A 22,636-nucleotide genomic window follows, 5' to 3' on the forward strand; every position below is an offset into this window, starting at 1 on the left:
TTCGATAATCGCCCATAAAACTAACCGGTTCGTACATTTCAATTGCTGTGATGAACCTGGCGGCCAATAATTTGCCGTAAACAAGACATGCCTCAATGCCGGGAGTCGCCCCATGCAACGCTCCATCGCCACCGTTTCCTTGAGCGGAACCTTGCCGGAAAAACTCGAAGCCATCGCGGCTGCCGGGTTTGATGGCGTGGAAATCTTCGAAAACGATCTGCTGTATTACGACGGCAGCCCGCGTGAAGTTAGGCAAATGTGCGCCGACCTCGGCATTGCCATCACCTTGTTCCAGCCGTTCCGGGACTTTGAGGGCTGCCGCCGCGACCGCCTGACACGCAACCTGGAGCGGGCCGAGCGCAAGTTCGACTTGATGCAGGAGCTGGGCACCGACCTGGTGCTGGTGTGCAGTAACGCGTCAGCCGATTCCGTGGGCGATGAAAGCATTCTGCTGGATGACTTGAGCCTGCTGGCCGAACACGCTGGCCGCCGGGGCTTGCGCATCGGCTATGAAGCGCTGGCCTGGGGCCGGCACGTCAACACCTGGCAGCAGGTGTGGAACCTGGTGCGCAAGATCGATCATCCGAGCCTGGGCGTGTTGCTCGACAGCTTCCACACCCTGTCTCTCAAGGGCGACCCGAGTGCGATTGCCGAGATTCCCGGCGACAAGATTTTCTTTGTGCAGATGGCCGATGCGCCGATCCTCGCGATGGATGTACTGGAATGGAGCCGGCATTTCCGCTGCTTCCCAGGCCAGGGCGAGTTCGACCTGGCGGGCTTTCTCGCCCCGATCATCAAGAGTGGCTACACCGGGCCGTTGTCCCTGGAAATCTTCAACGACGGCTTCCGCGCCGCGCCGACCCGGGCGAATGCCGCCGACGGCCTGCGCTCGCTGCTGTACCTCGAAGAGAAAACCCGCCAGCGATTGGAGCAAGAAGCGACGCCGGTCCCCGAGATCCTGTTTGAAACCCCGGCCGCCAGCGAATACGACGGCATTGAATTCCTCGAATTCGCCGTGGATGAAAACCTCGGCGCCAAGCTCACTTCATGGCTGGAGCGCCTGGGCTTCGTCAAGGCCGGGCAGCATCGATCCAAGAGCGTCAGCCTGTTGCGCCAGGGCGATATCAACCTGATCCTCAATTGCGAACCCTATTCCTTCGCCCATAACTTCTTCGAGGCCCACGGCCCGTCGTTGTGCGCCACGGCGATCCGCGTCAAGGACAGCGCCAAGGCCCTGGAGCGGGCGGTGGCCTACAAGGGCCAGCCGTATCGTGGGCTGGTCGGCCCCAACGAGCTGGAGCTGGCAGCGGTGCGTGCACCGGATGGCAGCCTGATCTACCTCGTCGATCAGAGCGAAGGCGGCCTCTACGACACCGACTTCAACCTGCAACCCGCAAGCGCTGCCAGCGGCGGCCTGCTGCGCATCGACCACATGGCCATGGCCTTGCCCGCCGACAGCCTCGACAGTTGGGTGTTGTTCTACAAAAGCTTGCTGGATTTCGAAGCCGACGACGAAGTGGTGCTGCCGGACCCCTATGGCCTGGTGAAAAGCCGGGCACTGCGCAGCCGTTGCAGCTCGATTCGCCTGCCGCTGAATATTTCCGAGAACCGCAACACCGCGATTTCCCACGCGCTGTCGAGCTATCGCGGCTCGGGCGTGCACCACATTGCCTTCGACTGCGCGGACATTTTCGCCGAGGTCAGCCGGGCCAAGGATGCGGGCGTGCCGCTGCTGGATATCCCGCTGAACTACTACGATGACCTGGCGGCGCGGTTTGATTTCGATGACGAGTTCCTCAGCCAGCTCGCGTATTACAACGTCCTCTACGACCGCGATGCCCAGGGCGGTGAACTGTTTCACGTTTATACCGAACCGTTCGAGGGCCGGTTTTTCTTCGAGATCATCCAGCGCAAGAACGGTTACGCCGGCTACGGTGCGGCCAACGTGGCGGTGCGCCTGGCGGCCATGGCCAAGTCCCGCAGCGGTGCGGTGCGCCAGGCCAGGTTGTAAGGTGCCGGCGCTTCCTTCGGCGTGCGGCGCGGCCCATAATCAGCGCCTGCACCTAAGGCCGTGAGCGCACCATGACCCTGACCTCCGAGCTTCCCGCCGCGGCCACCGCACCGCGCAAGAGCCGCAAGAACAACCCGGAAAAGACCCGCGAGAACATTCTCCAGGAAGCCATCGTCGAGTTTGTCACCCAGGGCCTTTCCGGCGCCCGGGTGGACGCGATCGCGGAGCGTATCCAGACCTCCAAGCGCATGATCTATTACTACTTCGGCAGCAAGGAACAGCTCTACGTCGAGGTGCTGGAGAAACTCTACGGCGACATTCGCAACACCGAGACACGGATGAACCTGACGGCCCTGGAGCCCAGGGAAGCGATCCGCCGGCTGGTGGAATTCACCTTTGATCACCACGATCAGAACGTGGATTTTGTGCGCATCGTGAGCATCGAGAACATCCACAACGCCGAGTATGTAAAGCAGTCGACGTCGATCAAGGCGATGAACAGCAACATCCTCGAAGCCCTTGGCACCACGTTGCGCCGGGGCGCCGAGTTGGGGTTGTTCCGGGAAGGGCTGGAGCCGCTGGACGTGCACCTGCTGATCAACTCGTTCAGCTTTTACCGGGTGTCCAACCGCCACACCTTCAGCGAGATCTTTCAGATCGAGTTGTCGGATGAGGCGGTCAAGCAGCGGCATCGGGCGATGATCTGCGAGTCGGTGTTGCGCTACCTGCAGGCTTGAGTTCAACACCGAGCAAAATGTGGGAGCGGGCTTGCTCGCGAATGCGGTGGGTCAGTAAAACATCCGGTGGCTGACACTCCGCATTCGCGAGCAAGCCCGCTCCCACATTTTTGATCCGGTTTCTACAGTTGGGTGGTCATGCTCTGGAAGTGCGCGAGCATGCGCTCTGCATCCGCCACTTCGCCAGTGAACAACTCAAACGCCTTCACCGCCTGAAACACCGCCATGTTGCCGCCATCCAGGGTGCGGCAACCCAGGGCGCGGGCGTTGCGCAGCAGTTCGGTTTCCAGTGGGAAGTACACGATCTCCGCTACCCACAAGTCGGCGCGCAAGGTGCCCAACGGCACGGGCATGCCCGGCAGCTTGGCCATGCCCATCGGCGTGGTATTCACCAGGCCATCGGCCTCGGCCATGGCGCTTTCCAGGTCATTGCCGGCCTGCGCCCGGCCGGTACCGAAATGCTGGTTGAGGTTGTTCGCCAGGCTGCGGGCACGTTCGGCGTCCATGTCGAAAATACTCAAGCGTTCCACGCCTTCACCCAGCAGCGCATGGGCGACTGCCGCCCCGGCGCCGCCCGCGCCCATCTGCACCACGAACTTTCGAGCCACATCACTCAAGCCCCGGCGAAAGCCTTCGGCAAAGCCCAGGCAGTCGGTGTTGTGGCCGATGCGTTTACCGTCGCAAAGCACCACGGTGTTCACCGCGCCGATGCCCCGTGCTTCGGGTGACAGGTCATCCAGCAGCGGCAGGATCGCCTGCTTGCACGGGTAGGTGATGTTCAAGCCGGTGAAGTTCATCTGTTCGGCCGCCATCAACAGGTCGGGCAGGGCGCGGGTATCCGTCTGCAACTGGTCGAGGTCGATCAGGCGATACAGGTAACGCAAGCCCTGTGCATCGCCTTCGCGCTCGTGCAAGGCCGGGGTGCGGGAAGCCTGAATGCCGGCGCCGATCAGGCCGGCCAGAATTCGACGTTTGGACACCGCGCTCATCCCTTCAAGTTCTTGCTGAAATGTTCGAGGGCGAGGTGATAACCGTGGCTGCCAAACCCGGCCAGCACCGCCTTGGCAATCGGCGACACGAACGAGTGATGACGGAACGCTTCCCGGGCATGCACGTTGGACAAATGCACTTCGATCACCGGTACTTCACTGGCCACCAGTGCGTCGCGGATCGCCACTGAAGTGTGGGTCCAGGCTGCCGGGTTAATCACGATGCCGGCGCAACGGGCGCGGGCGCCGTGGATCCAGTCCAGCAATTCGCCTTCGTGGTTGGTCTGGCGGAATTCGACTTTCAGGCCCAGTTGCTCGGCGCTGCGGCCACACAGGGCGGCAAGGTCGGCCAGGGTTTCATGGCCATAAGTGGCGGGCTCGCGAGTGCCGAGCAGGTTGAGGTTGGGGCCGTTGAGCACCAGCACGATGGGCGGCATAGAGGGTTCTCCACTGTTGTTTTTATGTAGGTCGATAAAATGTACTGAATGGTTAATTTGGTCAATCGCGTGGGTGGGAACCGTTCGATTACCGAACGCAGAATGAAAACCACCGTTGTGTGGATCAGAGTTGATATCAATTGAAAATCATTCTCGACAACGCTTAAGATGCCCGCCTGTTTCCTTAACATTCCAGGGAGTCGGTTTGTCGGACATGGATCTCAAAGGCCTGTTTCTCAAGCACGCCGATACTCTGCGCGGGTATCTCGCACGCAAGGTACGGGACCCGCAGTTGGCCGCAGACCTGGTGCAGGAGAGTTTCCTGCGCCTGGCGCAAAAGCCGGCCGGCGAGCGCATCGACAACTCCCAGGGCTATCTCTATCGCACGGCCGGCAATCTGCTGATCGACCATATCCGCCAGGAGGCGCGGCGCAAGACCGACTCCGTGCCCCATGAGGCGCTGGCCGAGATTGAAGATGAAATGGCCGGGTTGGAGGCTCAGGCGATGGCGCAGCAACAGCGGCAGGCATTGAAGCAGGCACTGGCGGAATTGCCGGAGCGTACCCGGCAGATTTTCCGTCTCAACCGGATCGAGGGCATGACCCATGCCCAGGTCGCGCGCCACCTGGGCATTTCCGACAGCTCAGTGCAAAAGCACCTGGCCAAGGCGCTGGCGTATGTCATGCAGCGTTTGCAGGAAGGTGAGGCGGGGCCGTCCGACGAATGAATTACCGACAAATCTGGGGTCAGACGTCACAGCGTTATATAACGAAAAATTCGAGATTCACACGTGAATAGCCCGGGTCCGCAACAGCACAGCATTACCGAGGCGGCTGCCGATTGGGCGGTGCGCCTGCACGCCGGCGCCCTGACCGATCAGGAGCAGGCCGAGCTGCGCCAATGGATCGCCAGAGACAGCCGCCATGAAGCGGCGCTGCGTTTTGCCGAGCAGACGTGGGCGGCGCTGGGCGAGGTGCATCGCGATGAGACGCTGCATCGCCAGCGGCCGCCCGCCACCGCTGCGCCGGTGCGTGGCCCTCGTCGGCGCAGGCCGTGGCGCATGGCGGCGAGTGTTGCGCTGTTGCTGGTGGTGGCGGGCGTCGGCTGGGTGCGCGGGCCTGAGGCGCTGCTGCAGGTGCAGGCCGATTACTTCACCCAAAAAGGCGAAGTGCGCACCGTGCACCTGGCGGACGGCAGCAGCGTGCAACTGGATTCTGCGAGTGCGATCAAGCTGGATTTTGACGGTGTGCAGCGGCGCATCAGCCTGATCAAAGGCTCGGCCATCTTTGATGTGGCGCCCATGGCCGGTGAGGAAAAAAGGCCGTTCGTGGTGCACAGCGCCAGCGGGCAAACCCGTGCCCTGGGCACGCGGTTTGTGGTCGAGCGTGAGGACGACCGGCAGGCCTGGGTCGGAGTGTTGCAGCACAGTGTGGCCGTCACGCTGCAGGCGCTGCCGCAGAAAGCAACTGTGCTCAAGGAAGGCCAGGCTGCGCGCTACAGCCCGGAGAACGGCGTGGTCGCCCTCGACGACTTCGACCTGGAGCGCGCCACCAGTTGGCGTCGCGGTGTGCTGATCTTCGACCGCTTGCCGCTGGCCAAGGTCATCGAACAGCTCAACCGCTACCGGCCGGGCAAGGTGGTGCTGACCAATGCCGACCTCGGCACCCGTGAAGTCAGCGGCGTGTTCCGCCTCGATATGCTCGACACGGCCCTCGGCACCCTGACCGAAGAATTACAGGTGCAGCGCTTTGATCTGGCGGGGCTGAGCCTGATCTATTGATGGGGTCGCCGGGCCCCGTTTACGCCCTTTGAAAAAACTTTCAAAAAAACCTTACTGAGTTCCGACGCCTGACACGTCCTGTTAAGTGAGAAGTATTCGCATAAACAAGAATGGTCAGCGAAGGGATAACGTCGATGTCTGCAATCACCAAGGGGCGCAACACCGGTAGCCGGTTGGCCCTTGCCATCCACCTGGGGCTGTTAGCCTCCGCCTGCCAGGTGCAGGCCGCCGAGGCGCCAGTCGGTGAATCACAGCCTGTCACGTTGACGTTTGATATTGCGGCGCAACCCTTGGGCCTTGCCGTACTGACGTTCGCCGACCAGGCCGGGTTGCAAGTGTTGTTCGACAGCGCGCGCCTGCAAGGCCTCACCAGCACCGCGCTCAAGGGCCGTTACAGCGCCCAGGAAGGCCTCGGCCGATTGGTGGGCAGTGCACCGGTGGAATACCGCTTTACCGGGGACCGGCAGGTGACGCTGACTCGCGTCGGCGCCGACCATGACGGTGCGCTGACCGTGGGCACCACCACCATCACCGGCAACACCAACGGCAAGCCAAGCGACTGGGTGTACGACACACCGCGCTCGGTGGCCGTGATCAGTCGCGAGCAGATCGACAAACGCCCACCACGCCACGCCGCCGACATGCTCGAAGAAACCGCCGGCGTGTACACCGCCGTCAACCAGCGTGACCCGGGCCTGTCGGTGAACATCCGCGGCGTGCAGGACTACGGCCGGGTCAACATGAACATCGACGGCATGCGCCAGAACTTCAACGTCAACGGCCACCAGCAGCGCAACGGCACGATGTTGATCGACCCGGAATTCATCTCCAGCATCGAAATCGACAAGGGCAGCCAGTCCGGGCAGGGCGGTGCTGCCGTGTTGGGCGGGATTGCATCCTTCAAGACCCTGGAGGCCAGTGAGTTCCTGGCCGATGGCAAGGACTATGGCGGGCGTCTGCGTGCCGGTAGCGGGATTGGTGAACTGGGTAACGGCACCTATTTCAACGGCAGCGGTGTGTTTGCCTTTGGCGACGAGCGCGGCGACGTGCTGCTGGGGTACAGCGAACGGCATTTTGGCGACTACCGCGCCGGTACCCACAACGACCAGAAACTGGGCACTCATTTGCGCGCTCGTGACTCCCAGCCTGCGGCCTTCGACGATTGGCTGAACAGTGAGGTCGGTGACACCGGCAGCGTGACCCGCTCGCAAATCGTCAAGTTCGGCCTGAACCTGCCCAATGACCAACGGGTGCAACTGAGCTACCTGGAAAGTGACAGCGACAGCAATGACGCGTGGGCCTACACCGCCCCGGATAACCAGAGCGTGTACTACCAGCGCGTCAGCAAGAACAACCTCAATGCCAGGAACGTCGGACTGGATTATCGCTACACGCCGGATAACCCGCTGATCGATTTCAAGGCCAAGGTCTACTACGTCACCACACAGATGGACCGGGACAATGCGCCCAACACCGCGTCGCTGACCTCCGGCAACTATGTGGCGGGCTACACGGATCATTTTCAGACCGATACCTGGGGTGTACAGGGCGACAACACATCGCGGTTCGACTTCGATGCGTTGGGTCATGTGAGTTGGAACTACGGCGTGGAGGTGTATCAAGACAAGTTCAAGCCCAGTACCAACAAGGTCGAGGCCACCAACCTTTCCGGCCTGTTGCCTTACGTTGAAGGCGGGACGCCCGGTGGCAAACGCACCATCGCCAGCCTGTTCAACAACCTGCAGTACGAATATGGCGACTGGCTGACGCTGGATGCGGGCTTGCGGTACGACCGCTATCGGCTGGAAGGGGTCACCGGGATGACGCTGTACCGGCGCGATCGGTTCTACAGCAGCACGGTAGGTGCCAAGCGTGTCGAGGAAGTTTTCGACATTGATAGAGAAGAGGGCCAGTTCTCTCCCACGTTCGGTATCGGCATAAAGCCGGGGCTGGACTGGATGCAACTTTACGCCCGCTGGGGCAAGGGCTGGCGCCCGCCGGCGGTAACGGAAACCTTCATGACCGGGCGTCCTCACGGTGGCAGCTCATCAGAGCGGGTGTTTCCCAACCCGTTCCTGAAACCCGAAGAGTCGCGGGACTGGGAAATGGGCGTGAACGTATTCAAAGAGGGACTGCTGTTCGGTGACGACCGCCTGGGCATGAAGGTGGCTTACTTCGATACCCGGATCGAGAACTTCTCTTTCCTCAATCACAGCGTCAGTTTGCCGGAGACCTCCGTCGGCGGTTTTCTCGGCACGATGGCGTACGTCAATAACACCAACCCCACGCGCTTTCGGGGGGTGGAGTACCAGCTCAACTACGACATGGGGCGGGCGTACGCCAACCTTAGTTACACCCACATGATCGGCAGTAATGAGTTCTGCTCGAAGAACTATTACATGGGCGGGGCGAAGAAGAACGGGCCGTCCACCACACGCTATGAACGCTACACCCGGCCAAACGGCACGACCGGCCTGCGCCCGGTGACCACGTATGAGGTGCTGGACGACGATGTCGCCAACAACAAGGAAAGCTGTGGCCGGATCATGGGCAACGCCACCTATATGCCGGCTGATCGCGGCTCGCTGACCCTGGGCGCGCGCTTCCTGGAAAAGCGACTCGATATGGGCGTCCGCGTGCGCTACAGCTCAGGCAATGGCGAGAACCTCGACTCACAAGGTTATGACTTCATCGACCAGGCGCTATGGCCCCAGTACACCCTCTATGACCTGTACGCCAGCTATTGGATGACCGACCAATTGAACATCGCCCTGGCGCTGGAAAACGCCACCGATGAGGCCTACTTCGTTGCGATGGGGGACGCCAATAACCTGAGCCTGGCGCGCGGGCGAACGTTGAGCGGGATGCTCGAATACAAGTTCTGATCAAGGTGCCACGGCACTTTATCAACCAACGGTTTTGCCCAAGGGTGGGCAAAAAGTGCGCTGTATGAGCGTGCTGATCAATCGTGTTGTTTATAACGAGGTTAAGTGATGACTATTTCTGTTAGTTACGAAGCTGCTCTCGGTGCTTACTCCGTCTCGGACTACCTGACCGACTGGGCACTGGGGTTCAACACTGCGGGTCACGGCAGCAGCAACACCGGCGGCTTCAGCAACGGCTCCCTGAGCGGCGACCAGTATTCGACCCACGGCGCCAACAATTCCGACTACGCGTTCATTGCCGACAGCAACACCAGCAACGGCCTGCACTACGTATTCAACCCGGCGCTGCCAGCCAGCCACAACGAAAACCACTACCTGTGGGGCAACCTGGATAACGTTCAACTGGGCACCGGCCTGGGCGGCGGCAATGGCAGCGACTTCACCCTCGATGCGTTCAAAGTGGCTTTCAACGGCCTTGACTTGAGCGCGGCACAAGGTGCAGGCCGCGTCGGCAACGACGTTCAGAACGTGATCTACAGCCTGATGCAAGGCAACACCTCGGCACTGGAAACCGTGCTCAACAACCTGCTGGACGACTTCGGCCTGTCCACCGCCAACACCTTCGACGAGATCTCGGCCGGCCTGGCAGCACACGCTACGGCAACCACCACCGACGTCGCCCTGGTAGGCGTGCAGGACGTTGCACAGGACTGGGCACTCGCTGCCTGATGTGGCTGTGCAATGAAAAAAGCGAATGGAAGATCGCTCTCCCATTCGCTGCGTAAACCCCGTCGTCGCCGTGAGTTTCGAAGGCCAGGGCGACGGCGGTGACAAATTCTGCGCAGCGGCGCGCGGCGTGTCAAACGCGGGCGGCGCTTCCCGATTTCCCCCATGAGACTCCCTCGATGCGCCATGCCGGCAACGAAACCCTGGCCGCTCTCACGGCCTATAAAAGTGGCTTCCTCAACATTGGCTTGTTTTCGGCAGTGATCAACCTGTTGATGCTGGCCCCGGCGCTGTACATGTTGCAGGTCTACGACCGGGTGCTGGCCTCCGGCAACTCGATGACCCTGTTGATGCTGACGCTGATGATCCTTGGCTTGTTCGGCTTGATGGGCGCGCTGGAGTGGGTGCGCAGCCAGGTGGTGATCCGTCTTGGCACACAGATGGACATGCGCCTGAACCAGCGGGTGTACGACGCCGCGTTCGAGGCGCAACTCAAGGGCGGTACCCAGGCGGCTGGGCAGGCGTTGAGCGACCTGACGACCTTGCGCCAGTTCGCCACCGGCCAGGCGCTGTTCGCATTTTTTGATGCGCCGTGGTTTCCGGTGTACTTGCTGGTGATCTTCCTGTTCCACCCCTGGCTCGGCGTCCTGGCGCTGGCCGGTGCGCTGATGCTGATGGCGCTGGCGTGGGCCAACCAGCACATCTGCCAGGCACCGTTGACTCAGGCAAATCAGCTGTCGATCAGCGCCAGCCAGCAGGCCACGGCCAACCTGCGCAATGCCGAAGCCATCGAAGCCATGGGCATGCTGGCAACCCTGCGTGCGCGCTGGTTTGCCCAGCACCAGGCGTTTCTGGCGGCGCAGAACCTGGCCAGTGAAAAGACCGCTGCCATCAGTGCCTGGTCCAAGGGCGTACGCCTGGCGTTGCAGTCATTGGTCCTCGGTCTGGGTGCATTGCTGGCGGTGCAGGGGGCGATTACGCCGGGCATGATGATCGCCGGCTCGATCCTGATGGGGCGGGTACTGAGCCCTATCGACCAACTGATCGGCGTGTGGAAACAGTGGAGTTCGGCGCGCCTGGCCTATGACCGTTTGACCCTGATGCTGGCGGCCAACCCGGCGCGCACCGAGCGCATGAGCTTGCCGGCGCCCAGCGGCCAGTTGACGGTCGAGCAGGTAAGCGCGTGTGCGCCTGGCAGTCGTCGGCCTGCATTGGCCAACCTCGGGTTCAGCCTGCCTGCCGGTGACGTGCTGGGCGTGATCGGGCCTTCCGGTTGCGGCAAGTCGACCCTGGCGCGGCTGCTGGTGGGGGCCTGGGCGCCCTTGGCCGGCAAGGTACGGCTGGACGGCGCGGACCTGGCGCAATGGGACAAGCAGCAACTCGGCCCGCACATTGGGTATCTGCCCCAGGACATCCAGCTGTTCGCCGGCAGCATTGCCGACAACATCGCGCGTTTCGACACCGTGGATTCGGACAAGGTGCTCGCTGCCGCGCAAATGGCCGGCGTGCATCAACTGATCCTGCAGTTGCCCCAAGGCTACGACACCCAACTGGGGGAGGGCGGTGCCGGGTTGTCCGGCGGGCAGAAGCAACGTGTCGCGCTGGCGCGAGCGCTGTACGGCGTGCCTGCGCTGATCGTACTGGATGAGCCCAATTCCAATCTCGATGAGGCCGGCGAGCAGGCCTTGCTCCGTGCCATCACCTTGCTCAAGGCGCAGCGTCGCACGCTGGTGCTGATCACCCACAAGACCCCTGTGCTGGCGTTGACGGACCAATTACTGATTCTGCGGGACGGCCAGTTGCAGGCGTTCGGGCCCACGGCGCGGGTGTTGGAGGCCACGCAGAAACCGGTGGCCGCGCCGCCCAAACCGGTGTCGGCGATGAGCATGAGCTACCGCCTCGGTGAAGGAAAAAAAGCATGAACCGACCTGTGCTTGTGACGGACAACAGCGTGCCGCCGGTGAACAACGTGCTGGCGCTGGACGATAAAAAATACGCGCGCCTGGGCTGGTTGCTGGTGCTCGGCGGGTTTGCCGGGTTCCTGGGCTGGGCCGCGCTGGCACCGTTGGACAAGGGCGTGGCGGTGTCCGGCAAGGTCATGGTGTCGGGGCACCGCAAGACGGTGCAGCACCCCGCGGGCGGGATCGTCGAGCGGATCGAGGTGCGCGATGGCGAGGTGGTAAGCGCCGGCCAGGTATTGATCCGCCTGAAGGAGACCCCGTTGCGCGGGCAGATGCAGTCTTTGCGCAGCCAGTTCATTGCGTCCCGGGCCAGCGAAGCGCGCTTGAGTGCCGAGAGCGAAGGCTTGTCGGCCATCGTCTTCGGTCCCGAACTGCTGAACGAGCCTGAGGCCGCCGCCACCTTGAGCCTGCAACGGCAACTGTTCAGCAGTCGCGTCCAGGCCCTGGCCACGGAGCAGCAAGGCCTGCGGGAAACCATCGCCGGGGCCGAGGCACAATTGCGCGGCACCCGGGAATCCCAGGCCAGCAAAGTGCTGCAACGCACCGCGATGAATGAACAACTGCAAGGCCTGCGCGAGCTGGCGCGGGACGGCTACATTCCGCGCAATCGGCTGCTGGAAAATGAACGGCTGTATGCCCAGCTCGACGGTGCGATTGCCGAGGATTTCGGCCGCATCGGCCAGTTGCAACGGCAAGTCCTTGAACTGCGCCTGCGCATCCGCCAGCTCGGCGAAGACTTCCAGAAAGACCTGCGCGGCCAACTGGCCGAAACCCGCACCCGCAGCGACGACTTGCGCAACCGGTTGGCCTCGGCCGAATTCGAACTGGCCAACAGCCTGGTGCGCGCGCCGGCGGCTGGCGTGGTGGTGGGGCTGGAGGTGTACACCGAAGGCGGCGTGATCAAGCCCGGCCAGGCGCTGATGGACATCGTGCCCCAGGGCGAACCACTGCTGGTGGAAGCGCGGGTGCCGGTGCAGATGGTCGACAAGGTGCACCCGGGCTTGCCGGTGGAGTTGCTGTTCTCGGCGTTCAACCAGAGCACCACCCCACGCATTGCCGGTGAAGTGACGCTGGTGTCGGCCGACCGCCAGGTCGACGAGCGCACCGATGAGCCGTATTACACCTTGCGCGCCCAGGTCAGTGCAGCTGGCATGCGCCAGCTCGACGGCTTGCAGATTCGCCCGGGCATGCCGGTGGAAGCGTTCGTCAAAACCGGTGAGCGCTCGATGCTCAACTACCTGTTCAAACCTTTGCTGGATCGGACTCACATGGCGTTGGTGGAAGAATGAAGGCGCTGTTATTCGGTCTGTGTTGTGCCTGCAGTGGATCGGTTCAGGCGCTGGGATTGCTCGACGCCTATGACTTGGCCCTGCGCAACGATCCGACGTTTCAGGCGGCAATCCAGGAGCGCGAGGCCGGCGAGGAAAACCGCATCATCGGCCGCGCCGGGCTGTTGCCGAACCTGTCCTGGAGCTACAGCAACTCGCGCAATGAGTCCGAAGTCACCCAGTCGACGGCGGTGGGCAACGTCACCAGCGACCGCGATTACCGCAGCTATGCCTCGACCCTGACCCTGCAACAACCGCTGCTCGATTACGAAGCCTATGCGCGCTATCGCCAGGGTGCAGCGCAGGCGCTGTTTGCCGATGAACGCTTTCGCAGCAAGAGCCAGGAACTGGCCGTGCGGGTGTTGAGCGCCTACAGCCAGGCGTTGCTGGCCCAGGAGCGGATCGAGCTGAGCCGCGCCCAGAAACGCGCGTATGCCGAGCGCCTGCAACTCAATGAACGGCTGCTCAAGGGCGGCGAGGGCACCCGCACCGATGTGCTGGAAACCCAGGCACGCCTGAGCCTGGCCCAGGCCGAAGAGATCGAATCCCTGGACACCCAGGACGCAGCCTTGCGCGAGCTGGAAGCGATTGTGGGCCAGCCGTTGCAGATAGACGAGTTGGCGCCGCTGACTCGCCAGTTCGAGATCCCGCCGCTGGAGCCCAACCGTTTCGAGACCTGGCGGGAAATGGCGATGGCCAACAACCCGGAGCTCAAATCCCAGCACCACGCGCTGGACGTCGCCGAATACGAAGTGGAGCGCAAGCGCGCCGGGCACATGCCCAAGGTCAGCCTGTATGCGAGCAGCCGCCAGACCAGCTCGGATTCGGAAAGCAGCTACAACCAGAAGTACGACACCAACAGCGTCGGCATCCAGGTCAGCCTGCCGCTGTTCGCCGGTGGCTCGGTGTCGGCGTCAACCCGTCAGGCCGCCAATCAACTGTCCCAGGCCCAATATGAACTGGACGCGCAGACCGCCAGGACGCTGATCGAACTGCGCAAGCAATTCAACCTCAACACCAGCGGCGCGGCCAAAGTGCGGGCGTATGAAATGGCGGTCAGCTCGGCCACCGCCCTGGTGACGGCGACGAAGAAAAGCGTGACCGGTGGCGAGCGCGTCAACCTCGATGTGCTGGATGCCGAGCAGCAACTGTTCACGGCACGCCGCGACCTGGCGGATGCGCGGCATGCGTATCTGCTGGCGCGGATACAACTGAAGTATTTTGCAGGGTTGCTCAACGAGCAGGACCTGCGGGCGTTGGCGGGGTATTTCCAGCCATCGGCATGATGGCTATATCGGCTAACACACCGATCCACTGTGGGAGCTGTCGAGCCTTGGCGAGGCTGCGATGGCGGCGGGGCTGATGACATTTTTCTGTCTGACCCACCGCCATCGCGGCCTCGCTAAAGCTCGACGGCTCCCACATTTTGATTTTTGCAATGCTGGGGATTTAACGCCGGGTCAGCAACACACCCGATTCCATGTGGTGCGTCCACGGGAACTGGTCAAACATGGCGCACTGGGTAATCCGGTGCGTGTCATGCAGTTGCGCAATGTTCGCCGCCAACGTCTCCGGGTTGCAGGAGATGTACAGGATGTTCTCGAAGCGCCGGGTCAGCTCGCAGGTGTCCGGGTCCATGCCGGCACGCGGCGGGTCGACGAACACGCTGCCAAACTCGTAGCTCTTGAGGTCGATGCCGTGCAGGCGGCGGAACGGCCGCACTTCATTCAAGGCCTCGGTCAGCTCTTCGGCAGACAAACGCACCAGGGTGACGTTATCCACCGCGTTTTCATCGAGGTTGCTCAGTGCCGCGTTCACCGAAGTCTTGCTGATCTCGGTGGCCAGCACTTTGCGCACGCGAGTGGCCAGGGGCAGGGTGAAGTTGCCGTTGCCGCAATACAGCTCCAGCAAATCGTCACTGCGGTCGCCGAGCGCTTCGTACGCCCAGTTGAGCATCTTCTGGTTCACCGTGCCGTTGGGCTGGGTGAACGCGCCTTCAGGCTGGCGATAGCTGAAGGTGCGACTGCCAACGTCGAGTTTCTCGACCACGTAATCGCGGCCGATCACATCGCGCTTGCCCTTGGAACGCCCGATGATGCTGACGTTCAGGTCTGCCGCCAGCTTGTTCGCCGCCGTATGCCAATGCTCATCCAGCGGGCGGTGATAGCACAGGGTAATCATCGCGTCGCCGGCCAGAGTGGTGAGGAACTCCACCTGGAACAGCTTGTGGCTCAGGGCGGCGCTGGCTTGCCAGGCGGCCTTGAGTTGCGGCATCAACTGGTTGATGCGCAGGCTGGCAATCGGAAACTCTTCAATGAGGATCGGTGTGCGCTTGTCGTCCTGGGAGAACATTGCGTAGTGGCGCTGACCCTCTTCGCGCCACAGGCGGAACTCCGCCCGCAGGCGGAAGTTCTGCAACGGCGAGTCGAAAACCTGAGGCTCTGGCGCGTCGAACGGCGCCAGCAGGTCACGCAGGCGCGTGACCTTTTCTTCCAGTTGAACGGTGTAGCTTGCGGCGTCAAAAGTCATGCGTTGAACCAGCCCAGCTTGATCACAAACAGAATCGACAGGATCACCAGCGCCGGGTTCAGCTCACGGTAGCGGCCCGAAAGCAGCTTGATGGCGGTCCAGGCGATGAAACCGAAGGCAATGCCGTTGGCGATGGAATAAGTGAATGGCATCGCCAGGGCGGTGATCACCACCGGTGCGGCGACGGTGATGTCGTCCCAGTCGATTTCGGCCAGGCCCGAGGTCATCAGTACGGCGACGAACAGCAGCGCCGGTGCGGTGGCGAAGGCCGGGACGCTGGCCGCCAGTGGCGAAAAGAACAGCGCCAGCAGGAACAGGATCGCGACCACGACGGCGGTCAAACCGGTACGGCCACCGGCGCTCACGCCCGCCGCCGATTCGATGTAGCTGGTGGTGGTCGAGGTGCCCAGCAGCGAGCCGGCCATGGCCGCCGTACTGTCAGCGATCAGCGCACGGCCCATTTTCGGCATGTGGCCGTCCTTGCCCATGAGACCCGCGCGCTTGGCGACGCCGATCAGGGTGCCGGAGTTGTCGAACAGGTCGACGAACAGGAACGCGAAAATCACGCTCACCAGGCCGATGTCCAGGGCGCCTTTGATGTCCAGTTGCAGGAAGGTCGGGGCCAGCGAAGGTGGCATCGACATCACGCCGCCGAACGGGGTGAAGCCCAGCACGATGGAGGCGATGGTCACCACCAGGATGCCGATCAATACCGCGCCGCGCACTTTCAGGGCTTCCAGCGCAACGATCAGCGCGAAGCCGAGGGTGGCGAGGATCGGCGCGGGTTGTTTCAGGTCGCCCAGGCCCACCATGGTGGCCGGGTTGCTGACCACGATGCCGGCGTTGTGCAGGGCGATCAGCGCCAGGAACAGGCCGATACCCGCCGCAATCGCCGAGCGCAGGGGCAGCGGGATGCTGTTGATGATCCATTCGCGGATGCGGAAGATCGACAGCAGGAAGAACAGCACTGCCGAGATGAACACCGCGCCCAGCGCCACTTGCCAGGTGTGGCCCATGTGCAGGACCACGGTGTAGGTGAAGAATGCGTTGAGGCCCATGCCCGGTGCCAGGGCAATCGGGTAGTTGGCGATCAGGCCCATCACGGTGGAACCGATGGCCGCCGCCAGGCAGGTCGCAACAAAGACCGCGCCCTTGTCCATGCCGGTCTCGCCGAGAATGCTCGGGTTGACGAACAGGATGTAGGCCATGGCCAGGAAGGTGGTGACGCCCGCGAGAATCTCGGTGCGCACATTCGTGTTGTGTGCCTTGAGTTGAAACAGCTTTTCCAGCATGCCTGCTCCCTGTGACGCTATCTTGCGTCGTTATTTGTTGACCTCTAAGTCAAAGCACAAACTGCGCCAAGCGCCTGTGGTTCCAGAGAGGATCGGAAAAAGCGGCGCATCATACCAGCAGCCGAGGGCCAGTGGCGCATAGGCTTGATCATGGCCTTGAGGCATACTGCGCCGACGTTTATTACAGGGTCATCGACAGCATGAAAAAAGCCAGCGCCTGGAGTCTAGCTCTGTTCGGTTGCATCGGCCTGTGGCTCGGTGCGGCACCGGCGTGGGGCGCGCCTGCACCGGCGTTGAGCGAGGTGCGGGTATTCAAGGTTCAGTCGGCCAAGTGCACTGAAACCATTCCCGAGCGGGCCGACAGCACCCAGATGTGCACGCACCGCGGGCAGACACTGGTGTACGTGATGGAAGTCGGCCTGGGCAACAGCCCACAGGCATTTTTCGACGGCGCGTCGGTGCCCCGTATCAGCACCACCGCCATCTGTCAGGTGGGTTCCATCAGCCAGCCATGCAGCGGCGCGGGAACGTTGATGGGCTACATCTATACGTTCCAGCTGGATAATGTCGAAGCCGGCGGCACCTTCCAGTACAGCAACACCTCGATCAACCCGCCGCGCAACCAACTGGTTACCACCCTCAGCATTCGCTGATCGCCACCCATCAATTGCCTTGAACGCTCATAACCCCGGGAAGTCGTACCGCTAAGACGGCGACTTCCCAGAACGCCGCGATTGCACACCAATCCGTGAGGTGTTTATGAGCGCAACCCCCAATGGCGCGGCGGCCAAGCCGTTCGTCAGTCATCCGATACGCCTGACCCTCAATCGGGACCCCATCCAACTGGATGTATTGCCCTGGACCACCCTGCTGGACCTGCTGCGCGAGCAACTGGACCTGACGGGCACCAAGAAGGGCTGCGACCACGGCCAGTGCGGCGCCTGCACCGTGTTGCTCAATGGTAAGCGGGTGAACGCCTGCCTGACCCTGGCGGTGATGTGTGACGGTGCCGAGTTGACCACCATCGAAGGCCTGGCCTCGGGCGAAGACCTGCACCCGATGCAGCAGGCCTTTATCAAGCACGATGCCTTCCAGTGCGGCTACTGCACGCCGGGGCAAATCTGCTCGGCGGTGGGCCTGGCCCTTGAAGGCCGCGCCCACGACACCGCGCAAATCCAGGAACTGATGAGCGGCAACCTGTGCCGCTGCGGCGCCTACAACAACATCCGTGATGCCATCGAAGAAGCCTTGCCGGCGTGCCGCGTGCAGGGAGGTGAGCAATGAATCCCTTCCATTACAGCAAGCCGGCCGACGTGCAGGAGGCGGTGCACCTGGTCAGCCCGGCGTCGCGGTTTATCGCCGGTGGCACCAACCTGCTGGACCTGATGAAAGAGAACATCAGCCGCCCGGAGCACCTGATTGATATCACCGGGCTGCCACTTCGCGACGTAGAAGAAACTCCAGAGGGCGGCTTGATGATCGGTGCCCTGGTGAGCAACGCCGACCTGGCCTGGCACCCGCTGATCGAGGAACGTTACCCGCTGCTGTCCCAGGCCATCCTCGCCGGCGCCTCGCCGCAATTGCGCAATATGGCCAGTACCGGCGGCAACCTGCTGCAACGCACCCGTTGCTACTACTTCTATGACGCTGCCGTGCCCTGCAACAAACGCGAGCCCGGCAGCGGTTGCCCGGCGCGGGTCGGTTTGAACCGCATCCACGCGATCCTCGGCGCCAGCGACCAGTGCGTCGCCACCCATCCTTCGGACATGTGCGTGGCCCTGGCCGCCCTGGATGCGCGGGTGCATGTGCAGGGCCGGGGTGGTGCGCGGGTCATCGAGTTCGCCGACTTTCACCGGCTGCCGGGCGATGCACCCCAGCGGGATAACCAGTTGGCCGACGACGAACTGATCACCGCCATCGAGTTGCCTGCCGACCACCTGGCTGCCCACAGTCACTATCTTAAAATCCGTGACCGGGCTTCCTACGCCTTCGCCCTGGTATCCGTCGCGGCGGCGCTGGAGCTGGATGGCGATGTGATCGTCGACGCCCGCCTGGCCCTGGGCGGCGTCGCCCACAAGCCATGGCGTGATCGCGCGGTGGAAGCCGCGCTGATCGGCCAGTCCGTCAGCCGCGAAACTTTCAGCACTGCCGCCGAAACCCTGCTGCTGGACGCCGAGCCGCTGGAGCACAACGGCTTCAAGATCAAACTGGCACGCCGCGCGATCATTCGCGCCCTGAGCGATGCCGCTGTTGCAGGAGCCACGTCATGAGCGCAATCGGCAAACCGTTGGACCGGGTCGACGGTCTGCTCAAGGTCACCGGGCAAGCGCGCTATGCCGGTGAGTTTCCCGAGGATGGCTTGCTGCACGGCAGCGTGGTGTCGAGCAACATCGCCAAGGGCCGGGTCATCCGCATTGATGCGTCCCAAGCCCTGGCGCTGCCCGGTGTGGTGATGGTGCTTGATCACCTCAACCGCCCGAAACTGGCCAGCTACGACGACAGCTACGCCGATGCCGATGCTGCCGACGGCTCGCCGTTTCGCCCGCTGTACAACGACCGCGTGCTCTACAGCGGCCAGCCGTTGGCATTGGTGATTGCCGACAACCTGGAGCTGGCGCGCCACGCCGGTTCCCTGGTGCAGATCGAATACGCCGCCGAGCCTGCCGAGACCGATCTGCTGGCCTTGCAGGAGCAGGCGCACCCGTCGCCGCAAACACCGCCCAAGCCGCGCGGCAACTTCCAGGCCGAATGGACCGGCGCCGCCACGAGCCTGGATCTGCACTACAGCACGCCCATCGAACACCATAACCCCATGGAACCCCACGCCAGCACCGTGCTGTATCAGCCGGACGGCACCCTGCATATCCACGACAAGACCCAGGGCCCGCAGAACTGCCAGGCCTATGTGCAGAAAGTCTTCGGCCTGGATAAAAGCCAGGTGCGGATCTTCGCCGCGTTCGTCGGCGGCGCCTTTGGTTCCGGTCTGCGCCCGCAGTACCAGTTGCCGCTGGCAGTGATGGCATCGCTGGCCCTGAAGCGTTCGGTGCGCGTCACCCTCACGCGCCAGCAGATGTTCACCTTCGGTTATCGCCCGCGCACCTTGCAGCGCCTGCAACTGGGTGCTGCCGCCAATGGCCGCTTGCTTGCCCTGGGCCACACCGCCATCGGCCAGACCTCGCGCTTCGAGGACTTCAGCGAACACGTGGTGGAATGGAGCGGCATGCTCTATCACTGCGATAACGTGCTGCTGACCTACAAGCTGGTGCCGCTGGACGTGTTCACACCGCTGGACATGCGCGCCCCCGGCGCAGCGCTGGGGGTGATCGGCCTGGAATGCGCGATGGATGAACTGGCCTGCGCCCTGGGCATCGACCCGGTGCAATTGCGGCTGATCAACTATGCCGAGCGCAATCAGAACGAAGACAAGCCCTGGTCCAGCAAAGCGTTGCGCGAATGCTACAGCGAAGGTGCCGAGCGTTTTGGCTGGAGCCAGCGCAACCCGGAGCCGCGAAGCATGCGCGATGGTCGCCAACTGATCGGTTGGGGCATGGCCGGTGGCGTGTGGGAGGCCCTGCAAATGAAGGCGAGCGCCAAGGCACGCATCGACCACCTCGGCAAGCTCACGGTCAGCAGCGCCACCACCGATATCGGCACCGGCACTTACACGGTCATGGCGCAGATCGCCGCCCAGGCCAGCGGCGTGCCGGTAGGCGATGTGACGTTCCTGCTGGGGGATTCATCGCTGCCGACGGCGCCGTTGCAGGGCGGCTCGTTTACCGTGTCGTCGGTGGGCAGTGCGGTGCAACAGGCCTGTGAAGCGTTGAACGCCAAGCTGTTGGACATTGCTCGCAAGACGTACCCGGCGTTCAAAGACGCTGAGTCGGCGCGGTTTGAGAATGGCCAGCTGCACGCCGGTGACCAGCGCATCTCCCTGGCGCAATTGGTGCAAGACAGCGGCGAGCAGGCGCTGGAAGTGCAGGTGGATTGCGAGCCGGGCAAACAGCGCGAAGGCTATGCCTCTGCCACCCATTCGGCGGTGTTTGTCGAAGTGCGGGTGGATGAGGACCTGGGCACCGTCAAGGTCAGCCGGGTGGTCAGTGCGATTGCGGCCGGGCGGGTGGTCAATCCGAAGATGGCCCGTAGCCAGATTCTCGGCGGGGTGGTCTGGGGCATCGGCATGGCGTTGCATGAGGAGACCCAGGTCGATTACGCATTGGGTCGCTCCATGAACCACAGCCTGGCCGAATACCACATTCCGGTAAACGCGGATATCGGCGAGATTGATGTGCTGTTTGTCGAAGAACACGACGAGATCGTCAACGCCCTTGGGTCCAAGGGCGTCGGCGAGATCGGGATAGTCGGGGTGGCGGCGGCGGTAGCCAACGCGGTGTATCACGCCACCGGCAAGCGGGTGCGGGACTTTCCCGTCACCCTCGACAAGGTCTTCTAAACCTTGGCGGGCTCTTCCACCGGCACATGCATGCGGTCGCGGTTGGCCAGGGTCGGGAACAGTTTGATCCAGACCCCGGTCACCACCAGCGTGCCGATGCCGCCCATGACCACGGCGGGCACGGTGCCGAACCAGTGGGCGGTGATCCCGGACTCGAACTCGCCCAACTGATTCGACGCGCCGATAAACAGCCCGTTGACCGCGCTGACCCGGCCGCGCATTTCGTCCGGGGTTTCCAGTTGCACGAACGAGGCGCGGATCACCATGCTGATCATGTCCGCTGCGCCCAATACCACCAGCACCGCCAGGGAGAACCAGAACGAGGTCGACAGGCCGAACGCGATGGTGGCTACGCCAAACACCCCGACTGCCGTAAACATGATCCGCCCCACATGCCGGTCGACGGCAAACCGCGCCAGCCACAACGACATCAACAACGCCCCGACCGCTGGCGCCGAGCGCAGCAGCCCAAGGCCCCACGGCCCGGTCAGCAAAATGTCCTTGGCGAACACCGGCAGCAAGGCCGTGGCGCCGCCCAGCAATACGGCGAACAGGTCCAGGGAAATCGCGCCGAGGATGTCCGGCCGACTGCGGATAAAACGAATCCCGGCCAGCAACGAATCCATGGTCGCCTTGGCCTTGTTCAGCGGCGTCTGGCGCGCGGGCAGGTTGAGGGTCAGCACGCAGGCGATCAGGTACAGCACCACCGTGGGGCCGTAGACCCAGACACTGCCAAAGGCGTACAGCAGACCGCCCAGCGCCGGCGCCACGATGGTGGCCAATTGCTGCGCCGACTGCGACGACGCCACGGCGCGGGGAAACAGTGCAGTGGGCACGATGCTCGGCAGCAGGGCCTGGGTGGTGGGCATTTCAAACGAGCGGGCTGCGCCCAGCAGGAATGCCAGGATAAAAATCATCTCGCGGGTGACATTGCCGGTCAGCCCGCCGATTGCCAGGGATAGCGCGATCAGCGCTTGAACGGTCTGGCAGATGGCTGCGACCTTGCGCCGTTCATAGCGATCGGCCACATGGCCGGTGTGCAGCATGAACAGTACCCGCGGTACGAACTCCACCAGGCCGACCAAACCCAGGTCCAGCACGTTGCCGGTCAGTTGGTAGAGGTTCCAGCCGATGGCCACGGTGAGCATCTGGAAACCGCTGGCGGTGAAGATCCGCGCCAGCCAGAACGCGATGAAAGGGCGGTGGTGACGTAACAGCAGCGCGGGTTCACTGGGCATCGGGGAGACGGGTCTGGGTGGGGGAACGGTGAGGTTATCACCAACTTGTAACCAATAGTTGCGTGGTGGGTTGGGGGGATGAGATATGTTCAGTCTGGCTGAGTACATATCCGTTTCTTCGGTAACGGCCACTTATGGTTCCGCTCTTACAGCGGGTCACTTTTGGCAAACGCCCCAAAAGTAACCAAAAGGTCTTTGCCCCACCACTCGGTGCCTCGCTTAGGCTCGGCATGCCCGCACTCCGGCCCGGTTCCGCGGGCCGCCGCGACGGGC

Annotated in this window: 18 protein-coding genes; 13 read left to right on the forward strand and 5 right to left on the reverse strand. The window is 62.8% G+C overall.

Annotated features, from left to right (window positions below; genetic code table 11):
* The first annotated feature begins 112 nt into the window (after positions 1–112).
* On the forward strand, positions 113–2,011 hold the full coding sequence (gene quiC, locus HX814_RS18655) for a 3-dehydroshikimate dehydratase QuiC (protein ID WP_177008840.1): 1,899 nt from the start codon (positions 113–115) through the stop codon (positions 2,009–2,011).
* 71 nt (positions 2,012–2,082) lie between these two features.
* Positions 2,083–2,748 carry a TetR/AcrR family transcriptional regulator gene (locus tag HX814_RS18660; RefSeq protein WP_003215538.1) on the forward strand — a complete coding sequence of 222 codons (666 nt, stop codon included), beginning with the start codon at positions 2,083–2,085 and terminating at the stop codon, positions 2,746–2,748.
* Positions 2,749–2,870: 122 nt separating this feature from the next.
* On the opposite strand, the gene HX814_RS18665 is transcribed toward HX814_RS18660, so the two are convergent.
* The gene (locus tag HX814_RS18665) at positions 2,871–3,737 is read right to left on the reverse strand and encodes a shikimate dehydrogenase (RefSeq protein WP_177008839.1); all 867 of its coding nucleotides are present in this window, start codon (positions 3,735–3,737) and stop codon (positions 2,871–2,873) included.
* On the reverse strand, positions 3,734–4,174 hold the full coding sequence (aroQ, locus tag HX814_RS18670) for a type II 3-dehydroquinate dehydratase (RefSeq protein ID WP_003215541.1): 441 nt from the start codon (positions 4,172–4,174) through the stop codon (positions 3,734–3,736). Before aroQ ends, HX814_RS18665 begins: the two co-directional genes overlap by 4 nt.
* A gap of 205 nt (positions 4,175–4,379) precedes the next feature.
* Between aroQ and HX814_RS18675 the strand changes: the two genes are divergently transcribed.
* The 7 genes from HX814_RS18675 to HX814_RS18705 all read left to right on the forward strand — a co-directional run bounded on the left by HX814_RS18675 (position 4,380) and on the right by HX814_RS18705 (position 14,140).
* The gene (locus HX814_RS18675; protein WP_177008838.1) at positions 4,380–4,901 is read left to right on the forward strand and encodes an RNA polymerase sigma factor; all 522 of its coding nucleotides are present in this window, start codon (positions 4,380–4,382) and stop codon (positions 4,899–4,901) included.
* A 63-nt stretch (positions 4,902–4,964) separates the two neighbouring features.
* The gene (locus tag HX814_RS18680; RefSeq protein WP_008436618.1) at positions 4,965–5,954 is read left to right on the forward strand and encodes a FecR family protein; all 990 of its coding nucleotides are present in this window, start codon (positions 4,965–4,967) and stop codon (positions 5,952–5,954) included.
* Positions 5,955–6,088: 134 nt separating this feature from the next.
* The gene (locus tag HX814_RS18685) at positions 6,089–8,839 is read left to right on the forward strand and encodes a TonB-dependent receptor (RefSeq protein ID WP_102369949.1); all 2,751 of its coding nucleotides are present in this window, start codon (positions 6,089–6,091) and stop codon (positions 8,837–8,839) included.
* Between the two features lie 108 nt (positions 8,840–8,947).
* Positions 8,948–9,568, forward strand: coding sequence for a heme acquisition protein HasA (locus HX814_RS18690; RefSeq protein WP_003215551.1), 621 nt, complete (start codon positions 8,948–8,950; stop codon positions 9,566–9,568).
* Between the two features lie 176 nt (positions 9,569–9,744).
* Positions 9,745–11,487, forward strand: coding sequence for a type I secretion system permease/ATPase (locus tag HX814_RS18695; RefSeq protein ID WP_177008837.1), 1,743 nt, complete (start codon positions 9,745–9,747; stop codon positions 11,485–11,487).
* Complete coding sequence (locus tag HX814_RS18700) at positions 11,484–12,815, forward strand: HlyD family type I secretion periplasmic adaptor subunit (RefSeq protein ID WP_177008836.1); 1,332 nt, start codon at positions 11,484–11,486, stop codon at positions 12,813–12,815. The genes HX814_RS18695 and HX814_RS18700 overlap by 4 nt, the downstream gene beginning before the upstream one ends.
* A complete protein-coding gene (locus HX814_RS18705) occupies positions 12,812–14,140 on the forward strand; it encodes a TolC family outer membrane protein (RefSeq protein ID WP_177008835.1) in 1,329 nt (442 codons plus the stop codon). Before HX814_RS18700 ends, HX814_RS18705 begins: the two co-directional genes overlap by 4 nt.
* 163 nt (positions 14,141–14,303) lie before the next feature.
* Here the strand turns inward: HX814_RS18705 and trmA are convergent, their stop codons facing one another.
* Positions 14,304–15,383: a tRNA (uridine(54)-C5)-methyltransferase TrmA gene (gene trmA / locus HX814_RS18710; protein WP_177008834.1), complete on the reverse strand. Its 1,080-nt coding sequence runs from the start codon at positions 15,381–15,383 to the stop codon at positions 14,304–14,306.
* Positions 15,380–16,675 carry an NCS2 family permease gene (locus HX814_RS18715; RefSeq protein WP_003215557.1) on the reverse strand — a complete coding sequence of 432 codons (1,296 nt, stop codon included), beginning with the start codon at positions 16,673–16,675 and terminating at the stop codon, positions 15,380–15,382. The genes trmA and HX814_RS18715 overlap by 4 nt, the downstream gene beginning before the upstream one ends.
* A gap of 200 nt (positions 16,676–16,875) precedes the next feature.
* Between HX814_RS18715 and HX814_RS18720 the strand changes: the two genes are divergently transcribed.
* From HX814_RS18720 to HX814_RS18735, 4 genes are all read left to right on the forward strand, one after another.
* Positions 16,876–17,328, forward strand: a complete 453-nt coding sequence (locus HX814_RS18720) for a DUF4879 domain-containing protein (RefSeq protein WP_177008833.1) — start codon at positions 16,876–16,878, stop codon at positions 17,326–17,328.
* A 106-nt stretch (positions 17,329–17,434) separates the two neighbouring features.
* The gene (locus HX814_RS18725; protein WP_256343968.1) at positions 17,435–17,959 is read left to right on the forward strand and encodes a (2Fe-2S)-binding protein; all 525 of its coding nucleotides are present in this window, start codon (positions 17,435–17,437) and stop codon (positions 17,957–17,959) included.
* Positions 17,956–18,945, forward strand: coding sequence for a xanthine dehydrogenase family protein subunit M (locus tag HX814_RS18730; protein ID WP_008436634.1), 990 nt, complete (start codon positions 17,956–17,958; stop codon positions 18,943–18,945). Before HX814_RS18725 ends, HX814_RS18730 begins: the two co-directional genes overlap by 4 nt.
* Positions 18,942–21,125: a xanthine dehydrogenase family protein molybdopterin-binding subunit gene (locus HX814_RS18735; protein ID WP_177008832.1), complete on the forward strand. Its 2,184-nt coding sequence runs from the start codon at positions 18,942–18,944 to the stop codon at positions 21,123–21,125. The genes HX814_RS18730 and HX814_RS18735 overlap by 4 nt, the downstream gene beginning before the upstream one ends.
* On the opposite strand, the gene HX814_RS18740 is transcribed toward HX814_RS18735, so the two are convergent.
* The gene (locus HX814_RS18740) at positions 21,122–22,363 is read right to left on the reverse strand and encodes an MFS transporter (protein ID WP_063026986.1); all 1,242 of its coding nucleotides are present in this window, start codon (positions 22,361–22,363) and stop codon (positions 21,122–21,124) included. The genes HX814_RS18735 and HX814_RS18740 overlap by 4 nt on opposite strands.
* Between the last annotated feature and the right edge of the window lie 273 nt (positions 22,364–22,636).

This window comes from Pseudomonas sp. C8002, assembly GCF_013385765.1.
GTDB lineage: Bacteria > Pseudomonadota > Gammaproteobacteria > Pseudomonadales > Pseudomonadaceae > Aquipseudomonas.

Bases quoted from the DNA above. Each gene is read 5' to 3' on its own strand.
- quiC (WP_177008840.1), top strand. From the start codon at position 113: ATGCAACGCTCCATCGCCACCGTTTCCTTGAGCGGAACCTTGCCGGAA.
- HX814_RS18660 (WP_003215538.1), top strand. From the start codon at position 2,083: ATGACCCTGACCTCCGAGCTTCCCGCCGCGGCCACCGCACCGCGCAAG.
- HX814_RS18665 (WP_177008839.1), bottom strand. From the start codon at position 3,737: ATGAGCGCGGTGTCCAAACGTCGAATTCTGGCCGGCCTGATCGGCGCC.
- aroQ (WP_003215541.1), bottom strand. From the start codon at position 4,174: ATGCCGCCCATCGTGCTGGTGCTCAACGGCCCCAACCTCAACCTGCTC.
- HX814_RS18685 (WP_102369949.1), top strand. From the start codon at position 6,089: ATGTCTGCAATCACCAAGGGGCGCAACACCGGTAGCCGGTTGGCCCTT.
- HX814_RS18690 (WP_003215551.1), top strand. From the start codon at position 8,948: ATGACTATTTCTGTTAGTTACGAAGCTGCTCTCGGTGCTTACTCCGTC.
- HX814_RS18695 (WP_177008837.1), top strand. From the start codon at position 9,745: ATGCGCCATGCCGGCAACGAAACCCTGGCCGCTCTCACGGCCTATAAA.
- HX814_RS18700 (WP_177008836.1), top strand. From the start codon at position 11,484: ATGAACCGACCTGTGCTTGTGACGGACAACAGCGTGCCGCCGGTGAAC.
- HX814_RS18705 (WP_177008835.1), top strand. From the start codon at position 12,812: ATGAAGGCGCTGTTATTCGGTCTGTGTTGTGCCTGCAGTGGATCGGTT.
- trmA (WP_177008834.1), bottom strand. From the start codon at position 15,383: ATGACTTTTGACGCCGCAAGCTACACCGTTCAACTGGAAGAAAAGGTC.
- HX814_RS18715 (WP_003215557.1), bottom strand. From the start codon at position 16,675: ATGCTGGAAAAGCTGTTTCAACTCAAGGCACACAACACGAATGTGCGC.
- HX814_RS18720 (WP_177008833.1), top strand. From the start codon at position 16,876: ATGAAAAAAGCCAGCGCCTGGAGTCTAGCTCTGTTCGGTTGCATCGGC.
- HX814_RS18725 (WP_256343968.1), top strand. From the start codon at position 17,435: ATGAGCGCAACCCCCAATGGCGCGGCGGCCAAGCCGTTCGTCAGTCAT.
- HX814_RS18730 (WP_008436634.1), top strand. From the start codon at position 17,956: ATGAATCCCTTCCATTACAGCAAGCCGGCCGACGTGCAGGAGGCGGTG.
- HX814_RS18735 (WP_177008832.1), top strand. From the start codon at position 18,942: ATGAGCGCAATCGGCAAACCGTTGGACCGGGTCGACGGTCTGCTCAAG.
- HX814_RS18740 (WP_063026986.1), bottom strand. From the start codon at position 22,363: ATGCCCAGTGAACCCGCGCTGCTGTTACGTCACCACCGCCCTTTCATC.